The sequence below is a fragment of the Novosphingobium sp. BL-S-21 genome, assembly GCF_055521655.1.
Genome location: NZ_CM145495.1, coordinates 1537468 through 1550771, shown reverse-complemented (window position 1 = coordinate 1550771; position 13304 = coordinate 1537468). Strand labels below are relative to the sequence as shown.

Annotated in this window: 16 protein-coding genes and 1 pseudogene; 11 read left to right on the top strand and 6 right to left on the bottom strand. The window is 64.5% G+C overall.

Annotated features, from left to right (window positions below):
- The first annotated feature begins 2 nt into the window (after positions 1-2).
- On the top strand, positions 3-521 hold the full coding sequence (locus ACZ1J6_RS06150; protein WP_465127087.1) for a toxin-activating lysine-acyltransferase: 519 nt from the start codon (positions 3-5) through the stop codon (positions 519-521).
- A gap of 417 nt (positions 522-938) precedes the next feature.
- On the opposite strand, the gene ACZ1J6_RS06145 is transcribed toward ACZ1J6_RS06150, so the two are convergent.
- On the bottom strand, positions 939-1142 hold the full coding sequence (locus ACZ1J6_RS06145) for a helix-turn-helix transcriptional regulator (RefSeq protein ID WP_465127086.1): 204 nt from the start codon (positions 1140-1142) through the stop codon (positions 939-941).
- A 445-nt stretch (positions 1143-1587) separates the two neighbouring features.
- Here ACZ1J6_RS06145 and ACZ1J6_RS06140 point away from each other — a divergent pair.
- The 4 genes and pseudogenes from ACZ1J6_RS06140 to ACZ1J6_RS06125 form a co-directional block, all read left to right on the top strand.
- A pseudogene (locus ACZ1J6_RS06140) lies at positions 1588-1935 on the top strand (multicopper oxidase domain-containing protein); the annotation flags it as partial.
- The gene (locus tag ACZ1J6_RS06135) at positions 1935-2903 is read left to right on the top strand and encodes a copper resistance protein B (protein ID WP_431567072.1); all 969 of its coding nucleotides are present in this window, start codon (positions 1935-1937) and stop codon (positions 2901-2903) included. The pseudogene ACZ1J6_RS06140 and the gene ACZ1J6_RS06135, both read left to right, overlap by 1 nt.
- Before the next feature lie 76 nt (positions 2904-2979).
- Positions 2980-3771 (top strand): SDR family NAD(P)-dependent oxidoreductase, encoded by a 792-nt coding sequence (locus ACZ1J6_RS06130; protein WP_431567073.1) that lies wholly within the window; start codon positions 2980-2982, stop codon positions 3769-3771.
- A 4-nt stretch (positions 3772-3775) separates the two neighbouring features.
- On the top strand, positions 3776-4678 hold the full coding sequence (locus tag ACZ1J6_RS06125) for a glycoside hydrolase family protein (protein WP_431567074.1): 903 nt from the start codon (positions 3776-3778) through the stop codon (positions 4676-4678).
- A gap of 348 nt (positions 4679-5026) precedes the next feature.
- Here ACZ1J6_RS06125 and ACZ1J6_RS06120 read toward each other — a convergent pair whose 3' ends face one another.
- Both ACZ1J6_RS06120 and ACZ1J6_RS06115 read right to left on the bottom strand, forming a co-directional pair.
- A complete protein-coding gene (locus tag ACZ1J6_RS06120; RefSeq protein WP_431567075.1) occupies positions 5027-6610 on the bottom strand; it encodes an alkaline phosphatase D family protein in 1584 nt (527 codons plus the stop codon).
- 268 nt (positions 6611-6878) lie between these two features.
- Entirely contained in the window at positions 6879-8249 is a 1371-nt protein-coding gene (locus ACZ1J6_RS06115; protein WP_431567076.1) for an aminotransferase-like domain-containing protein, read from the bottom strand.
- Between the two features lie 92 nt (positions 8250-8341).
- Between ACZ1J6_RS06115 and ACZ1J6_RS06110 the strand changes: the two genes are divergently transcribed.
- The 6 genes from ACZ1J6_RS06110 to ACZ1J6_RS06085 all read left to right on the top strand — a co-directional run bounded on the left by ACZ1J6_RS06110 (position 8342) and on the right by ACZ1J6_RS06085 (position 11873).
- Positions 8342-8770, top strand: a complete 429-nt coding sequence (locus ACZ1J6_RS06110) for a DUF983 domain-containing protein (protein WP_132269318.1) — start codon at positions 8342-8344, stop codon at positions 8768-8770.
- Positions 8763-9083 carry a hypothetical protein gene (locus tag ACZ1J6_RS06105; protein ID WP_431567077.1) on the top strand — a complete coding sequence of 107 codons (321 nt, stop codon included), beginning with the start codon at positions 8763-8765 and terminating at the stop codon, positions 9081-9083. The genes ACZ1J6_RS06110 and ACZ1J6_RS06105 overlap by 8 nt, the downstream gene beginning before the upstream one ends.
- 5 nt (positions 9084-9088) lie before the next feature.
- Entirely contained in the window at positions 9089-9538 is a 450-nt protein-coding gene (locus ACZ1J6_RS06100) for a c-type cytochrome (RefSeq protein WP_431567078.1), read from the top strand.
- Positions 9539-9623: 85 nt separating this feature from the next.
- Positions 9624-9887 carry a DksA/TraR family C4-type zinc finger protein gene (locus tag ACZ1J6_RS06095; RefSeq protein WP_132269322.1) on the top strand — a complete coding sequence of 88 codons (264 nt, stop codon included), beginning with the start codon at positions 9624-9626 and terminating at the stop codon, positions 9885-9887.
- Positions 9888-9953: 66 nt separating this feature from the next.
- Positions 9954-10472: a lipocalin family protein gene (locus tag ACZ1J6_RS06090; RefSeq protein WP_132269324.1), complete on the top strand. Its 519-nt coding sequence runs from the start codon at positions 9954-9956 to the stop codon at positions 10470-10472.
- Between the two features lie 90 nt (positions 10473-10562).
- Positions 10563-11873 carry a glycoside hydrolase family 28 protein gene (locus tag ACZ1J6_RS06085; protein ID WP_431567079.1) on the top strand — a complete coding sequence of 437 codons (1311 nt, stop codon included), beginning with the start codon at positions 10563-10565 and terminating at the stop codon, positions 11871-11873.
- Positions 11874-11898: 25 nt separating this feature from the next.
- Here the strand turns inward: ACZ1J6_RS06085 and ACZ1J6_RS06080 are convergent, their stop codons facing one another.
- The 3 genes from ACZ1J6_RS06080 to ACZ1J6_RS06070 all read right to left on the bottom strand — a co-directional run bounded on the left by ACZ1J6_RS06080 (position 11899) and on the right by ACZ1J6_RS06070 (position 13089).
- The gene (locus ACZ1J6_RS06080) at positions 11899-12153 is read right to left on the bottom strand and encodes a hypothetical protein (RefSeq protein ID WP_132269327.1); all 255 of its coding nucleotides are present in this window, start codon (positions 12151-12153) and stop codon (positions 11899-11901) included.
- Positions 12154-12464: 311 nt separating this feature from the next.
- On the bottom strand, positions 12465-12824 hold the full coding sequence (locus ACZ1J6_RS06075; RefSeq protein ID WP_431567080.1) for a hypothetical protein: 360 nt from the start codon (positions 12822-12824) through the stop codon (positions 12465-12467).
- Positions 12825-12918: 94 nt separating this feature from the next.
- Positions 12919-13089 (bottom strand): hypothetical protein, encoded by a 171-nt coding sequence (locus ACZ1J6_RS06070; protein ID WP_314468502.1) that lies wholly within the window; start codon positions 13087-13089, stop codon positions 12919-12921.
- Between the last annotated feature and the right edge of the window lie 215 nt (positions 13090-13304).

Genomic DNA, 13304 nt, shown 5'->3' with positions numbered 1-13304 from the left:
AAATGACGACATCTGAAAACCCGGGAACCGCCGCTCCGATGACGGTTAGCCATTTCCTGGGTGAAATGGCATGGTTGCTCACTCAATCGCCGTTGCACCGCGGCTTGGCGATTGCCGATCTGGAGTGGCTGGTGATGCCTGCGCTGGTTCACGAGCAGTTTTACATGTTCCGGGACGGGCAGCGGCCGGTGGGCTTGGCCTTATGGGCACGGTGCTCTTCCGCTGGCGCTCGAAAACTGGAACTGGGCATGATCGAGCCGGAAAACCGCCTTACGCTTGAGGAGTGGAAGGACGGAGAGGAGCTTTGGCTCGTTGATCTAATCGCACCGTTCGCGAATGCAGATAATCGTCAGAGAGAGATCATGATCGCGGATCTCATTTCGGGCCCGCTTCGCGGACAGGAGTTCCGCTTCCATCAGACCGATCCAGCTACCGGAAACAGGACCGTGCAATTCATTTCCGCTGATGCGGGGGAGATGCTGAAGCGTGCGGTGGAAGAGGCTGCGAGCAACCAGGCTTGACGTGGCCACCTCTTAACAAGGAGCGGACTTGGACGTGTTGGACGCTGCCACCTTTTATTGCGGCAGCGTCCTTGCCTGAGAATGAGAACATAGCTGTAATTACCACAATCGACGATGACCCGGGTAATCCGTTCTCAGGCGGACCACACATGAACGCTATCGTTCTCGAGACTGGGCTGGCCGCAGTGATCAGTGCTCTCCGAGTGGCCCATAGACTATGATAGTCTGGACCACGAATGGGACATTGCCTGTGCACGGTTCACCCGTAGTCTTTGGGGAGGCCCGTCTCATTGCGGCCCAAGATGGCTAGATCACGGCAGTAAGCGAATGTCGCGATCGGCCAAATCCTGCCCGCGCTTTGAGCTTCTAAGTTCCGGCACGTTTGCAGTTTCCGATTTCGCCAGGCGAACTCAAGAGTCAATGCACTTGGCTTGTATTGTCAAATGATCGGTTGTTAGCCCATGCTTCAAGTTCGGAGAAGGTATAGACGACGCGTCGCCCGAATTTCCGAAAGGGTGGACCGCCACCGACAACCCGCAGCTTTTCAAGCGTGCGCGGCGAAAGGCGTAGATACTCGGCGGCCTCAGAATTTGTCAGATGCACGTTGGCTGGCTTCGTCATAGTTCAAGAGCTTTCTTCCGCGAAACAGGACGAACCGCTAAGCTGTCACCGGACAGCCACTTGAGAAATATACGTTCGAGTGCACCAAGCCGCCTTTCTGATGCCTTGAGCACGACAGGATCAGGATTTTGGTGTGTTCAGGCGAGCAGATGGCTAGTCGAGCCCGAAACTCATGCCCGCGCTTTTTTTGGCATGGAATTCATGGGCAAGGGTCGAGAAGAGTTTTAACCATCTCCCCGGAGCTGACGATTGCGGGAGCGCCTGAGGCAGCGATGAGCGCCAACAGCAGGTACCTTAGTCCTTTGCGCAAGAGCACGCCTCGGTTTTCTTCCGCGTGGCTCCTATATGGCTCCCAGCTCTCTTTTGGCGTCGCTGTTGATTCTGCACGAATTTCATAAACTATTAAAAATAGACAATAATCTCAATCGTCGCACCTAAAAACCGTCTCGACGCAAACATGGAGCGCTACATGTGGTCCATGGACGGCGAGGCGATGTCGGAGAACCCGGCGCCGATCCCGTTCCGTCTGGGTGAACGCGTGCGCGTCAACCTGGTCAACGACACGATGATGCCGCACCCTATCCACCTGCACGGCCATTTCTTCGAACTCGTCAGCGGAGAGCCAGGGCACCGGGCGCGCAAGCATACCGTCAACGTGCTGCCCGGCGGCAAGGTCTCCTTCGACCTCACGGCCGACGGCGAGGGAGACTGGGCCTTCCATTGCCACATGCTGCTCCACATGCACGCCGGGATGATGCGCGTCGTGACGGTACGCAGGGCGGAGGAAGCCTGATGACGAGGCGCTTCCCGATCCTTGCCGCGCTGTTGCTGCCCGGTGCCATGCTGGCGCTGCAGGCGCAGGCGCAGGCGCAGGAAACCGATGCGACAGCACCGCAGGCCGAACGACATGCCGGAAGCGATCATGGCTCCATGGATCATGCGCAGATGGACATGAGCGCGGGTGACATGAACGGAATGGATCACGCCGCGCATGCCATGCCCAAAGTCAACGCCTCCGACGAACCGGGCGATGCTCCGCCGCCGCCGGTGCCTGCCGATTTTCCCGCCGATCGCTTCTTCCCGCCTGCGCGCATGGCGGTGTCCCGTGCGGCAATGGTGAAGGAAATGACGTTCAGCACATTCGCGCTTCAGGTCGATCGGCTCGAATGGCGGTCGGGCAAGGGCGGCGACGGCTTCGGTTGGGAAGGACAGGCCTGGTACGGGGGCGATATCGACCGCGTGGTGCTGGCCAGCGAGGGCGAAGGTCTGTTCGGCGAACGGGCCGAGCGCATCGAACTGGGCGCCTATTGGCGTCATGCGCTGGACCCGTGGTTCAATCTGCAACTGGGCATGCGGCAGGACTTCCGGCCCGATCCGCGGCGCACTTACGCCTTGCTCGGCATCGAGGGACTGGCGCCTTACTGGTTCGAACTGGAAGGCCAGCTGCTGGTCTCGAACAAAGGCGACATCCACGCGCGCGGCAAGGCGGGCTATACCCAGCGGATCACCCAGTCGCTGGTGCTCGAGCCCGAAGCCGAAGTGGATTTCGCCTTCCAGGACGTGCCGGAACTGAATGTGGGCGCTGGTTTTGAAAGGCTCGAACTGGGCTTGCGGCTGCGCTACGAGCGCAATCGTTCCCTCGCACCCTATGTGGGCGTGAACTGGGAGCGCAAGCTGGGCGGGACCGCCGATTTCGCGCGTGCTGCGGGCGAGGGCGTCTCGGGCGTTTCGGCGGTCTTCGGCGCGCGCGCGATGTTCTGACAGGCGCCGTTGCTACTTTTTGCGCGCTGTTCGACATGGGACGGCACTCCCGGTCTTTTCAGGTGTTGCCGATTGCATGACACATCTCGGCATTCCCTTCGAAGAGACCTCGGTTGCAATCGTGACGGGCGGCGAATCCGGCATCGGCCGTGCCGCCGCCCTGAAGCTGGGGAAACGCGGCGTTCCCGTGGTGCTGACTTTCTTCGAAGATGCGGAAGCGGCCGATGCCGTTGTCTCCGCCATTGCCCAAGGCGGGGGCCAGGCAGCGGCGATAAAGGCGGATGTCAGCGACGAGCAGGCCGTGGAGAACGTCTTCACGCTGGCCGAACAGCGGTTCGGTACCGTCGATCTCCTCATCAACTCTGCCGGTCTGAACATGTCCGGCGTCATGCTGCGGGACATGGCGCTGGCTCAATTCGACCGGCTTGTCCGCGTCGATCTCTACGGACCTTTCCTGAGCTGCCGCCGGATGGTGAGGGCTCTGGAAGATGCGGGACGCGGGGGCCGGATCGTCAACGTGTCTTCGATCCATGAACGCGCGCCGCGTCCAGGCGGGGCGGATTACGACGCCGCCAAGGGCGGGCTGGCACAATTGACCGCCACGCTCGCGCTCGAACTGGCGCCGAAGCATATCGCGGTAAACGGCATTGCCCCCGGCATGATCCTGACGCCGATGAACCAGAGCGCGCTGGATCACCCGGAGGAGTTGCAGCGAAAGGAGGCCGCGATACCCTGGGGCCGGGCCGGCACGCCGGAAGAAGTTGCCGATCTCATCCTGTTCCTGCTCTCGCCCGCCGCCGATTACATCACCGGAACGACCGTGACGATCGACGGAGCCCTGTCGCTCACCGTCGCCCAGGGAGCCTGAGCCCATGGTCGCTTATGTGGTGGAGGCGCTGGAGGATGTGACGCTCGACGTGGCAGGGCCTGAGGGGCGGCTCGCCCATTACGATCTGATGAGCCCGTTCGTCTGGACGGAAGGAGAGACATATCGAATGCTCGTCCGCGTGCTGCCAAGCCCGCTGGGTCCAGCCGACCCTACCGGCGTCATCTGGGGCGGCGATTCCGATGACGGATTGCATTTCCGGATGCGCGAAACTCCGGCGATCATACCGGGGCCCAACCCTGATGACGCTGGTGGATGCGAGGACCCGACGGTCGTGCGGGGCGAGGACGGCGCCTATCTCGTTTTCTATACCGGGGTGGACGCCGCACGTCAGCAAGGCTCGCTGCTGGTGGCCAAAGGGCCGGCGCTCACGGATCTTCACGAGCAGCGAGTCATGCTCACGGCGCCGCGCGGCGAGGGCAATATCAAGGAAGCGACCCTGGCGCAGGGGACGGACGGCTGCTTCAGGCTGTTCTACGAATATGCCAGGGACAATGCCTCGCGGATCGGAATGGCGATCGGCCCGACGGTGGAGGGGCCGTGGACCGTGGTGGAGGACCCCTTTTCGATCCGTGAAGAGGGCTGGGACAACTGGCACTTGTCGACCGGCCCGATCGTTCAGCAGGACGGGCGCGACCCGGTGATGTTCTACAACGGCGCCACGATGGACGCCCGGTGGCGGATCGGCTGGATCAGTTTCTCCCCCGACTTCGGCAAAGTGACCGGACGCGGCCTCGAACCGCTCATCATGCCGCCTCCGGCAAGGAGCCGCGATGCGACAGATATCGCCTTCGCGGCCTCTTGCCTCGTGATCGGGGACGATATCTGGCTGTACTACTCGCTGGAGGACAAGATCCTGCGGCGGGCCCTGGTTCGCAGCTGTCTCTAGAATCATGCCGGAACCGCGCACCGGACCGGATGTTCGCAGCCCTCATCTCGCGCTGGAAGGACGCTCTGGCGCTGGAAGTTCCTGACCGACGGACAGGGACGTTGCGGCGGGATAGTGCCCGATCCTCGGCCCCTTGCGCGCCGCGCGCTTACTCCGCGGTCGCCAGCAATTTCGCGAGCAGCACGCTGAGCTGCACTTGTTCAAACGCATCGAGGCCGCTGACGATGGCGTGCTGGTTGGCCGCCTTCCTGCCCCTCATCGCGGGCGTGCTGCGCCAGCACCTTGCCGACTTGACCCCCGCATGGTGGCTGCACCTCATGGGAACCTTCGAACCCTGTTAGCCGGCGGTTACCCGACGCTTTCCACGTGAAGGCCGGGCTTGCCGGCTTCCAGCGAGAAGCGGGCAATGTCGGCAATCCCCGAATCCTCGCGCCGGGCGTCCGCCAGTCCGCGATAAGTGACGGCAGCCCCGCGGGCATCGATGTTGATCCGGCCGTAGCCGCGCACGTCGTTCTCCGCGAAGGCCAGCCCGTTGGTAGCGGCCAGGCGCTTGAAGTCCGGATCCGGCCGGAGCGAGGTGATCGATCCGCCCACGAATTCGGCGGCGATCGGCGCATCGTCCGGACGGTCGGGATTGCGGATGTCGGCGGCGGCGAAGGCGTGGATGTCTCCGCCCAGAGCCAGCGGGTTGCTGGTTCCGGCCTCGGCCCAGCGGCGGAAGATCCGGTCGCGCGCGGCAGGATAGCCGGACCAGTTGTCCGCCGAGTATTCGGCGGCGCCATCCTCGTAATGCTGAACCGTCTGGCGCATCAGCGTCTGCTGGGTGAGCAGGTTCCACTGCGCAGTGCTCTTGCCCAGGCGCTCGTCCAGCCAACGCTCCTGCGCCGCGCCCAGCATCGTGCGGTAGGGGGTATAGAGGTCCGCGCAATTGCCGATGCGGCTGTGATAGGGCTGGTGCGCCTCGATCAGGCCCTCGGGCTGGCAGGCGTGCGGCCCCCGGTACTGGCGGTCGTCGACGATCTGGAACTGAGCCAGGCTGCCCCAGTCGAGCGTGCGATAGAGCCGCATGTCCGCCCCGCGCGGTGGGCGCGCCCGCAGCGGCTGGTGCTCGTAATAGGCCTGGTAAGCGGCGGCACGGCGGCGCAGGAATGCGGCCGGATCGCCGTTACCCTGGTCCAGCGCCCCTGCATAGTCGTTGGCGACCTCGTGATCGTCCCAGGTCAGCGCCCAGGGCGCGGCGTGGTGGGCGGCCTGGAGCAAGGGGTCGAGCTTGTAGGTGGCATAGCGGACCCGATAGCCCGCAAGATCCATCGGTTCGGGATTGCGGTGGAGGCGAACCGCGTCCTTCTTGTTGGGCGCGCCTTCGTAGATGTAATCGCCCAGGAAGAGGATCAGGTCCGGGTCTTCTTCCACGACATGGCGCCAGGCCGCGTAGAAGCCGACCTCGTATTTCTGGCAGGAGGCGAAGCAGAGCCGCAGGCGGTCCACGGCAGCCCCGCGTGCCGGGGCCGTGCGCGTGCGGCCCACCGGGCTGGCTTCGCCGCCGGCGATGAAGCGGTAGAAATAGGCCCGGCCGGGTCGCAGGCCCCCAGCTTCGACATGGACCGAATGGCCCCAGCGCGCCTCGGCGCGGGCCACGCCCGAGCGCACGATCCGCGAGAAGCGCTCATCCTCAGAAACCTCCCAGCGCAAGTCCACCGGGGCCGAAGTCATGCCGCCGTCGGGTGCCATGGGCTGCGGCGCGAGGCGGGTCCAGAGAATCACGCTTTCGGGTTCGGGATCGCCCGAGGCGACGCCGAGCGTGAACAGGCCCGGCGGCAGGCCGGCCGCCGCATGTGCACCGATCGAAAACAGCGTCCCCGCGGCCAGCGCGCCTCCCATGACGGCGCGGCGGGAATAGGCGAGAGGGGCGGTGGGGCGGGTTTCGGTCATGATGGCCGGGCTATCGGCATCCAATGTTACCGAACCGTGACAATTGCCCGCAGGCCCCGGTCTCTGCCGAAAAATGGCGAGGCGGCCGCAACGCAGTCGCAGCAAAAAGAAAGCCGGCCCATGGGACCGGCTTGAAAAGTTTTGGGAGAGGATGCCTGAAAGGCCCGTCCTTCTTGCGCCATGTTGCGGTGCAGCGCAATAGACAAAATTGCATGTGCAGTTGCAGCATCGCCAGCGCGTTGCGATCTGCGACATCTGTCGCAAGGCGTCAGACCATCGGGCTGGCTCGACCGTCGCGGTGGTGAAGCAGGGCGTCTACCGTTTCGAGCGCGCGGTGGAGGCGCGGGTGGTCCACGCTGCCGCCGATCGAGAGTCGCACGGCATGGCGCTGGCACGCCGGATCGACGCGGAAGTGCTCGCTGGAGACTGCCGAGATGCCGAGTGGGCGCATCGCGCTCACCAGTTCGTGAGCGCGGGTCTCTCCCCCCAAAGGGATCCAGAGATGATAGCCCGCAGGCGCCGTGCGGTAGGCGCCTGCGGGCAGAGTGGAAGCGACGATGGCCTGCCGGGCCAGGCATTCCTCGCGCACTTCGCCGACGAGGGCGGCCCAGGTGCCGTCGACCAGCCACTGCGTGCACACGGCCATGTTGAGCGGCGGCGGCATGATCGTGGTCTCGTGCGTATCCGTGGCAAGCCGCATGGCGTCGCGCAGCAGCGGCGCGCGCAGATAGGCCATCCGCAGCGCGGGCGAAATCAGCTTGGAGAGGCTGGCGACATGCCAGGTCCGCTCCGGCGCCAGCGCGGCAAGGGCGGGGATATCGGTCCTGTCCAGGCGCGAGTAGGGATCGTCCTCGATGAGGAGAACGTCGTGGCGGCGCGCGATCTCCACGATCCGCTCGCGCCGCTGCCGGCTGAGCGTGCCGGTCGTGGGATTGTCGTTCTCGGGCACGAGATAGAGCGCACGGATCGGCTGGGCGGTGCAGGCCCGTTCGAACGCGTCAGGGTCGATACCCTCTTCGTCGCCGGTAAGGGGCACGATGGTCATGCCCAGCCTGCGGCAGATCGCGGTCCAGCCCGGATAGACGAAAGCGCCGGTGCATACCGCGTCGCCCGGCTGGAGGATGGCGCTGGCCACGGCATGGAGCGCCGTTTGCGCGCCGCTGGTGACCACCACATTGTCCTCGTTCGCCTCGATCCCCGATGCACGGAGCCATAGCGCTCCGGCCACCCGGTCCTCCGGCGCGCCGCCTGCGGGCTGATACTGGAGACGGTTGGCGGCCGCTGGTCCGTCCAGCACTTGCTGCAGGCCCTGCGCGAAGCGCCGCGCGAAAGTGCCGGCCGCGGGGACCGGGGGCAGGTTCATCCCGGTATCGAAAGGCGCAACTTCGCTGGAAATGCCGCCTGCAGGACGATTGCGCACGAAGCTGCCGCGGCGACCTTCGGCATCGATCAGCCCCTGCCGCCGCGCTTCGGCATAGGCGCGGGTGACCGTTCCAGTGTCGATGCCGAGCGCTTCCGCCAATTCGCGCTGCGGGGGAAGACGGTCCCCGGGGGCGAGCCTTCCTTGCTCCAGATCGCGCCCGATGGCCGCGCATATCGCCAGGTAGACAGGCCCGAGGGCCGGGTCGATCTCTGGCAACCATTTTTGCGATGTGATTTGCATTGACTTTGTATGCATACAAAAACCATATGATGCAATATCGACTCCAGGGACATTTTTCGGATCGGACCATGACGCAGCCGGATACATTGCCGCCCAGCAAGGGACGCTGGATCTTCCATTGCGGGCTGAAAGGCTTGTGTCCGCGCTGCGGAAAAGGCGCGATGTTTCGCAAGTGGCTGAAGTTGCAGGATACCTGTCCCCAATGCGGGTTGGACTACGGCTTTGCGGCGCCCGACGACGGCCCGGCTTTCTTCTCGCTCTGCATCGTCGCCTTTCCGCTGACGTTCTTCGCCGTCTGGCTGCAGGTCGCGTTCGAGCCGCCGTTCTGGGTCCATCTGCTGACTTCGTTCCCGCTGCTGGGGATCGGATGCATCGTGCCGCTGCAATATATCAAGGGCTGGCTGGTCGCCTCGCAATACGTGAACAAGGCGCAGGAAGCCGGGACCGAGAAGCTTTGGGCCGACCTGAACGCAAGGGCGGAAAAGCATGATGCCTGACCGCTACGGCCACGCAGTGATCGGGATGGCGCGCAGTTTCGTGTCGGGATATCTGGAGGCGGCGGGACGAGCCGATCTCTCGCATATTGTGCGCGCGGGCGAGGGGGACGATTTTCCCGAGGTTCGTGCTGCCGTCGAGATGCTCTCGGTGCAGGCCGATGTCCTGCGGCGATATGAGGAAGCGCTCGGCCAATATGCCGATCCCGGTTTCTGGGACGAGGCGACGCCGGGCGGTGCGCTGGCCTTGCACGACAGCGGCCAGATGGCGCGCAATGTGCTGGGCGGCCGGCCGCCGTTCTTCCACCGCGACTGACGGCGATGACATGGCAAAGAGCCCTGCCGGTCCTGCTGGCCGCCACCGCCCTCGTGTCAGGCTGCGGGGACGACCGGCGCGAGGAGCGCTTGCGCGCGGCCGGACCCGATCCCTCGTTCGAACGCCTCATGACAGTGGCCGACGCCGATTCCGGCGCACGCAAGTTCCGCCAATGCGCGGCCTGCCATAGCGTGATCGAGGGCGCGATGGACCGCGGCGGGCCCAACCTTTTCGGGGTATTCGGCAAGCGTTTCGGCACCAACAGCACGCGCTACGGTTACACCGCCGCGCTTACGCGCGCGGGCGGAACCTGGGACGCGAAGACCCTCGACACCTGGATCGCCGGGCCTTCCGCCCTGATTCCGGGCACGACGATGCAGTTCCCCGGCGTGCCGGACTCGCTCGACCGCGCGGACCTGATCGCCTACCTGCGCAGCCAGAAGCCCCAGAGCTAGAGCCGTTTCCCGAAAAGCCGATGCAATCGCCGGCCGGCGTCCCCATATCGCTACCGGGCGGAAGGGTGCATGCAAGGAAAGTCACATGGCCAACGGCTGGGCGCCCGACGGCGCCGTTCAGGACCAGATCGACGACAGCCTCAAGGACGCCGTCTCCATCGCCCGGGCAAGATTGCCGCAGGGTGAGGGGCTGGAGGATTGCGAGGTCTGCGGGGAGACCATTCCCCCCGCCCGCCGCCGTGCACTCCCCGGCGCGCGGACATGTGTTTCCTGCCAGTCCCAGCGCGACAAGCGGCCGGATTTCTCCGGCATCAACCGGCGTGGCAGCAAGGACAGCCAATTGCGCTGAGCACGGCTCCGGCGGGCCGGAACAACTCGGCGCACCACTTCGTTTCCTCGCAAAACGGAGTAGCCCATGGCCGACCACGACAGCGAAGTCTCTACCGTTCCGGCGCTCGATATCGATCGCTACCTCGGAACATGGTTCGAAATCTGCCGCTTGCCTCTCAAGTGGGAGGATGCGCAAGCCCGGGACATTACCGCCACTTATTCCCGCAACCCCGACGGCAGCGTCCGGGTGGAAAACCGTTGCATCGACAAGGACGGGAATCCGGACCGATCGATCGGGCAGGCCTTCCCGATCGACGGCAGCAATGCGCGCCTGAAAGTCAGCTTCCTGCCCCAGTTCCTGCGCTGGATCCCCTTCACCAAGGGCGACTACTGGGTGCTGCGGATATCCTCGGACTATACGGTGGCGCTGGTCGGCACGCCCGATCGCGACAACCTCTGGCTCCTGTCCCGCACCGCCGATCTTGCGCCGGACGTGACGGCAGACTTCCTGGGAGCGGCCGAGCGCGAGGGCTTCGACTTGTCCGGGCTGATCACGCCGGTTCAGAGCGGATATGCCGTGCCGGAGGCGGCCTTCACCGACTGAAGCGGAGGCTTCCCTTGGGCTTGCGGTCATGTATGGTGGAATAAGATAACACCATATGGGATCGATTTTCGACCCGAACCGGGAGCATAAATGTCCAGCAGCCACTGCGATCGCCGTACTTTCGCGTTATCCGTGCTGGCGCTGCCGCTTCTGGCGCAGGCCGGCGGTGCGGGGGCGGAGCCGGACATTGCAGTGTCGATCGTCAGCTTCGGTGCAAAGGCGGATGGCGTCACCATCAACACCCGCGCGATCCAGGCGGCGATAGACAGTCTCGCCAAACGGGGCGGCGGGACGGTGGTGGTGCCGAAGGGCGTTTTCGTCAGCGGGGCGCTGTTTCTCAAGCCCAGGGTTCACCTCCATCTCGCCGAGGGAGCGGTGCTGCGCTGTACCACGCGGATGGAAAATTTCCCGCCGCGCCGCACCCGCATCGAGGGGCATTTCGAGCCGAGCTTTACCCCCGCGCTCATCAATGCGGATGGCTGCCACGGACTGCGCATCACCGGCAGCGGCACGCTGGACGGTGCGGGGCGCCCGGTCTGGGACCGCTTCTGGAAGCTGCGCAATGCCGCGCCGGTTCCCGACGAGTTCCCGAACCTCGGCCTGCCGCGCGCGCGCCTGGCCCTGATCGAGAATTCGAAGAACGTCCTTGTCGAAGGCGTGACCTTCAAGGATTCCCAGTTCTGGAACCTGCACCTCTATCGCTGCGAAGACGTGCTGGTGCGCTATGCGCGCTTCGAAGTGCCGGACGACTATGCCCAGGCGCCCAGTACCGACGGCATCGATGTCGACAGTTGCCGGCAAGTGACGGTGGACGGCTGCACGTTCTCGGTGACGGACGATTGCATCGCCGCCAAGGGATCGAAGGGGCCGCATGCCCTGGAAGACAGGGACAGTCCCCCGGTGGAGGGGCTGCGCGTGCGCAACTGCCACTTCCGGCGCGGCCATCACGCCCTGGCCTGCGGCAGCGAGGCCACGGTCGTGCGCGATGTCGTGATGGAGAACTGCCGCGTGACCGGCAGGATGGTGCTGGCGCGCCTCAAGCTGCGCGCCGACACGCCGCAGCGTTACGAGGATATCCGCTTCCGCAACATCCGCCTGGATCATGCCGAAGGCACGGTCATGGCGGTGGAGCCCTGGAGCCAGTATACCGACCTCAAGGGCATGGCGCCGCCGATGTCATGGGTGCGCGGGCTGGAGTTTTCCGGCATCAGCGGCCGGTTCGGCGCGCTCGGCACGATCAGGCCCAATCCGGGGCAGACGGAAATCCGCGACGTGCTGCTGAAGAACTTCGCTCTGCAACTGGCCGACGGGGAACTCCACGGGCAGGGCGTGGAGGACATCGTGTTCGATCACGTCATGATAAACGGGAAAGTGCGCAAGGCGCCTGCCGCTCAAGGGTAGGATCGCGCCGGCGAGGGCAGTTCCGTCAATTGACGGCGTGCGCCGCCTCTTCGCCGGCCGGAGACTGCAGCGCGGCGCGGGCGCGTTCGAGAGCGGTGGTGAAATCGGCGCGACGGATATCCTTGGTGGCGCGAACCAGCTTGCGCAGTTCCTGGGCGGTACGGGCGCGCAGGGTCTCGTCGGCGATACGGTCGAATTGCCGGGTCAGCCATTCCACCGAAGCGGGTTTCGCGTTGCGGTGCGAACGGAACGCCAGTTCCACGGGAGGCGCCAGAAACACCAGCGTTGCAATGCCTTCATATGGCGGAAGACCGAACAATTCCACGAACCCTGAACCCTTTTCCTCGATGGCGCCGCGATGCGCTCGAACTATTCATAGGATCGGGTTAGCCAACCCGGTCGCGCGATTGCGACGAACCGTTGACAACGATTGCCGATAGCCGCGCCGGGTAGGGTGAGGGTGTGAAACGCACAGGGCTTGCGCCGCTTCGGCACGACAATGAGGCCCCGCACGCACCAGCGCGCGAGGCCCAGTCAGGGTCGCACTTCGAATTTTGATGGATCGGCCTCGGAGAGGCCGGGGCTTGGCGGTTACGCGGCGGGAACGGTTCGCTCGCCAGCGATCGGCTGGGCGGCATCGAGGCCGCGGTGACAGCTGCGCAGGACGAGGTCGCTCCATTGCGCCATGTTCTCGGTATAGGCGCGTACGGAATCCGTGATGAACGACACCCCGACTTGCGATGCACTGGCCGGATCGCCGGCCTTGGCCATGCCGTCCAGGCAGGTCAGCAGCCGTTCGCGTGCCGTCGAGACCTGGGCCACGATCTGCGCCTGAATTTCCTGGCCGTTTTCGAGCATCTGTTCCGCGGCGATCCGCGTGGTCGAGGCTAGGTGCTCGCGCATGGACCTGGCGCGATCGATGCCTTGTTCGAAACCTGCGAACTCAATCATGCTTCATCCTCTGTCCAATAGCTGCTTTCGAAGTCGCGAATGCATCATGTCCGTGCTTGGGGCCTCCAGCGGAGACGCGAGGCCCCAAGCGCCCTTAGTCTCCGTCCAGCAGGGCCCAGAGCCGCTGCTGCAGGGCAGCCGATTCCGAAGGCGTGAGCGAAGGACGCCCATCCTTGTCCGAGCGTGACCATGACCGGTGCGCCGGTGCCGCGACATACGACGATCCGCGCAGGTTCGTCCGCCCTCTCCTCGAGCCGATGCTCATGACGATCCAGTTCCTCCTCGCAATAAGTCAGCAAGACCGGACGCGCATTCCCAGGCGCTTTGCCGGTGCATTCGGCGATAATCGTATACTTATTATTATTGTATGCCGTTTGGCGTTCTTGCGAGGGCTTATCTACAGTTCGCACTCGGTTTTAAAAAGAGGAAAACTTTGTACGGCCGCGTACAGTGGTTTGGGGTAGCCCGAAAGGGTAACTC

Coding starts and splice junctions, on each gene's coding strand:
- ACZ1J6_RS06150 (WP_465127087.1), top strand. CDS start 3: ATGACGACATCTGAAAACCCGGGAACCGCCGCTCCGATGACGGTTAGC.
- ACZ1J6_RS06145 (WP_465127086.1), bottom strand. CDS start 1,142: ATGACGAAGCCAGCCAACGTGCATCTGACAAATTCTGAGGCCGCCGAG.
- ACZ1J6_RS06135 (WP_431567072.1), top strand. CDS start 1,935: ATGACGAGGCGCTTCCCGATCCTTGCCGCGCTGTTGCTGCCCGGTGCC.
- ACZ1J6_RS06130 (WP_431567073.1), top strand. CDS start 2,980: ATGACACATCTCGGCATTCCCTTCGAAGAGACCTCGGTTGCAATCGTG.
- ACZ1J6_RS06125 (WP_431567074.1), top strand. CDS start 3,776: ATGGTCGCTTATGTGGTGGAGGCGCTGGAGGATGTGACGCTCGACGTG.
- ACZ1J6_RS06120 (WP_431567075.1), bottom strand. CDS start 6,610: ATGACCGAAACCCGCCCCACCGCCCCTCTCGCCTATTCCCGCCGCGCC.
- ACZ1J6_RS06110 (WP_132269318.1), top strand. CDS start 8,342: ATGACGCAGCCGGATACATTGCCGCCCAGCAAGGGACGCTGGATCTTC.
- ACZ1J6_RS06105 (WP_431567077.1), top strand. CDS start 8,763: ATGCCTGACCGCTACGGCCACGCAGTGATCGGGATGGCGCGCAGTTTC.
- ACZ1J6_RS06100 (WP_431567078.1), top strand. CDS start 9,089: ATGACATGGCAAAGAGCCCTGCCGGTCCTGCTGGCCGCCACCGCCCTC.
- ACZ1J6_RS06095 (WP_132269322.1), top strand. CDS start 9,624: ATGGCCAACGGCTGGGCGCCCGACGGCGCCGTTCAGGACCAGATCGAC.
- ACZ1J6_RS06090 (WP_132269324.1), top strand. CDS start 9,954: ATGGCCGACCACGACAGCGAAGTCTCTACCGTTCCGGCGCTCGATATC.
- ACZ1J6_RS06085 (WP_431567079.1), top strand. CDS start 10,563: ATGTCCAGCAGCCACTGCGATCGCCGTACTTTCGCGTTATCCGTGCTG.
- ACZ1J6_RS06075 (WP_431567080.1), bottom strand. CDS start 12,824: ATGATTGAGTTCGCAGGTTTCGAACAAGGCATCGATCGCGCCAGGTCC.
- ACZ1J6_RS06070 (WP_314468502.1), bottom strand. CDS start 13,089: ATGAGCATCGGCTCGAGGAGAGGGCGGACGAACCTGCGCGGATCGTCG.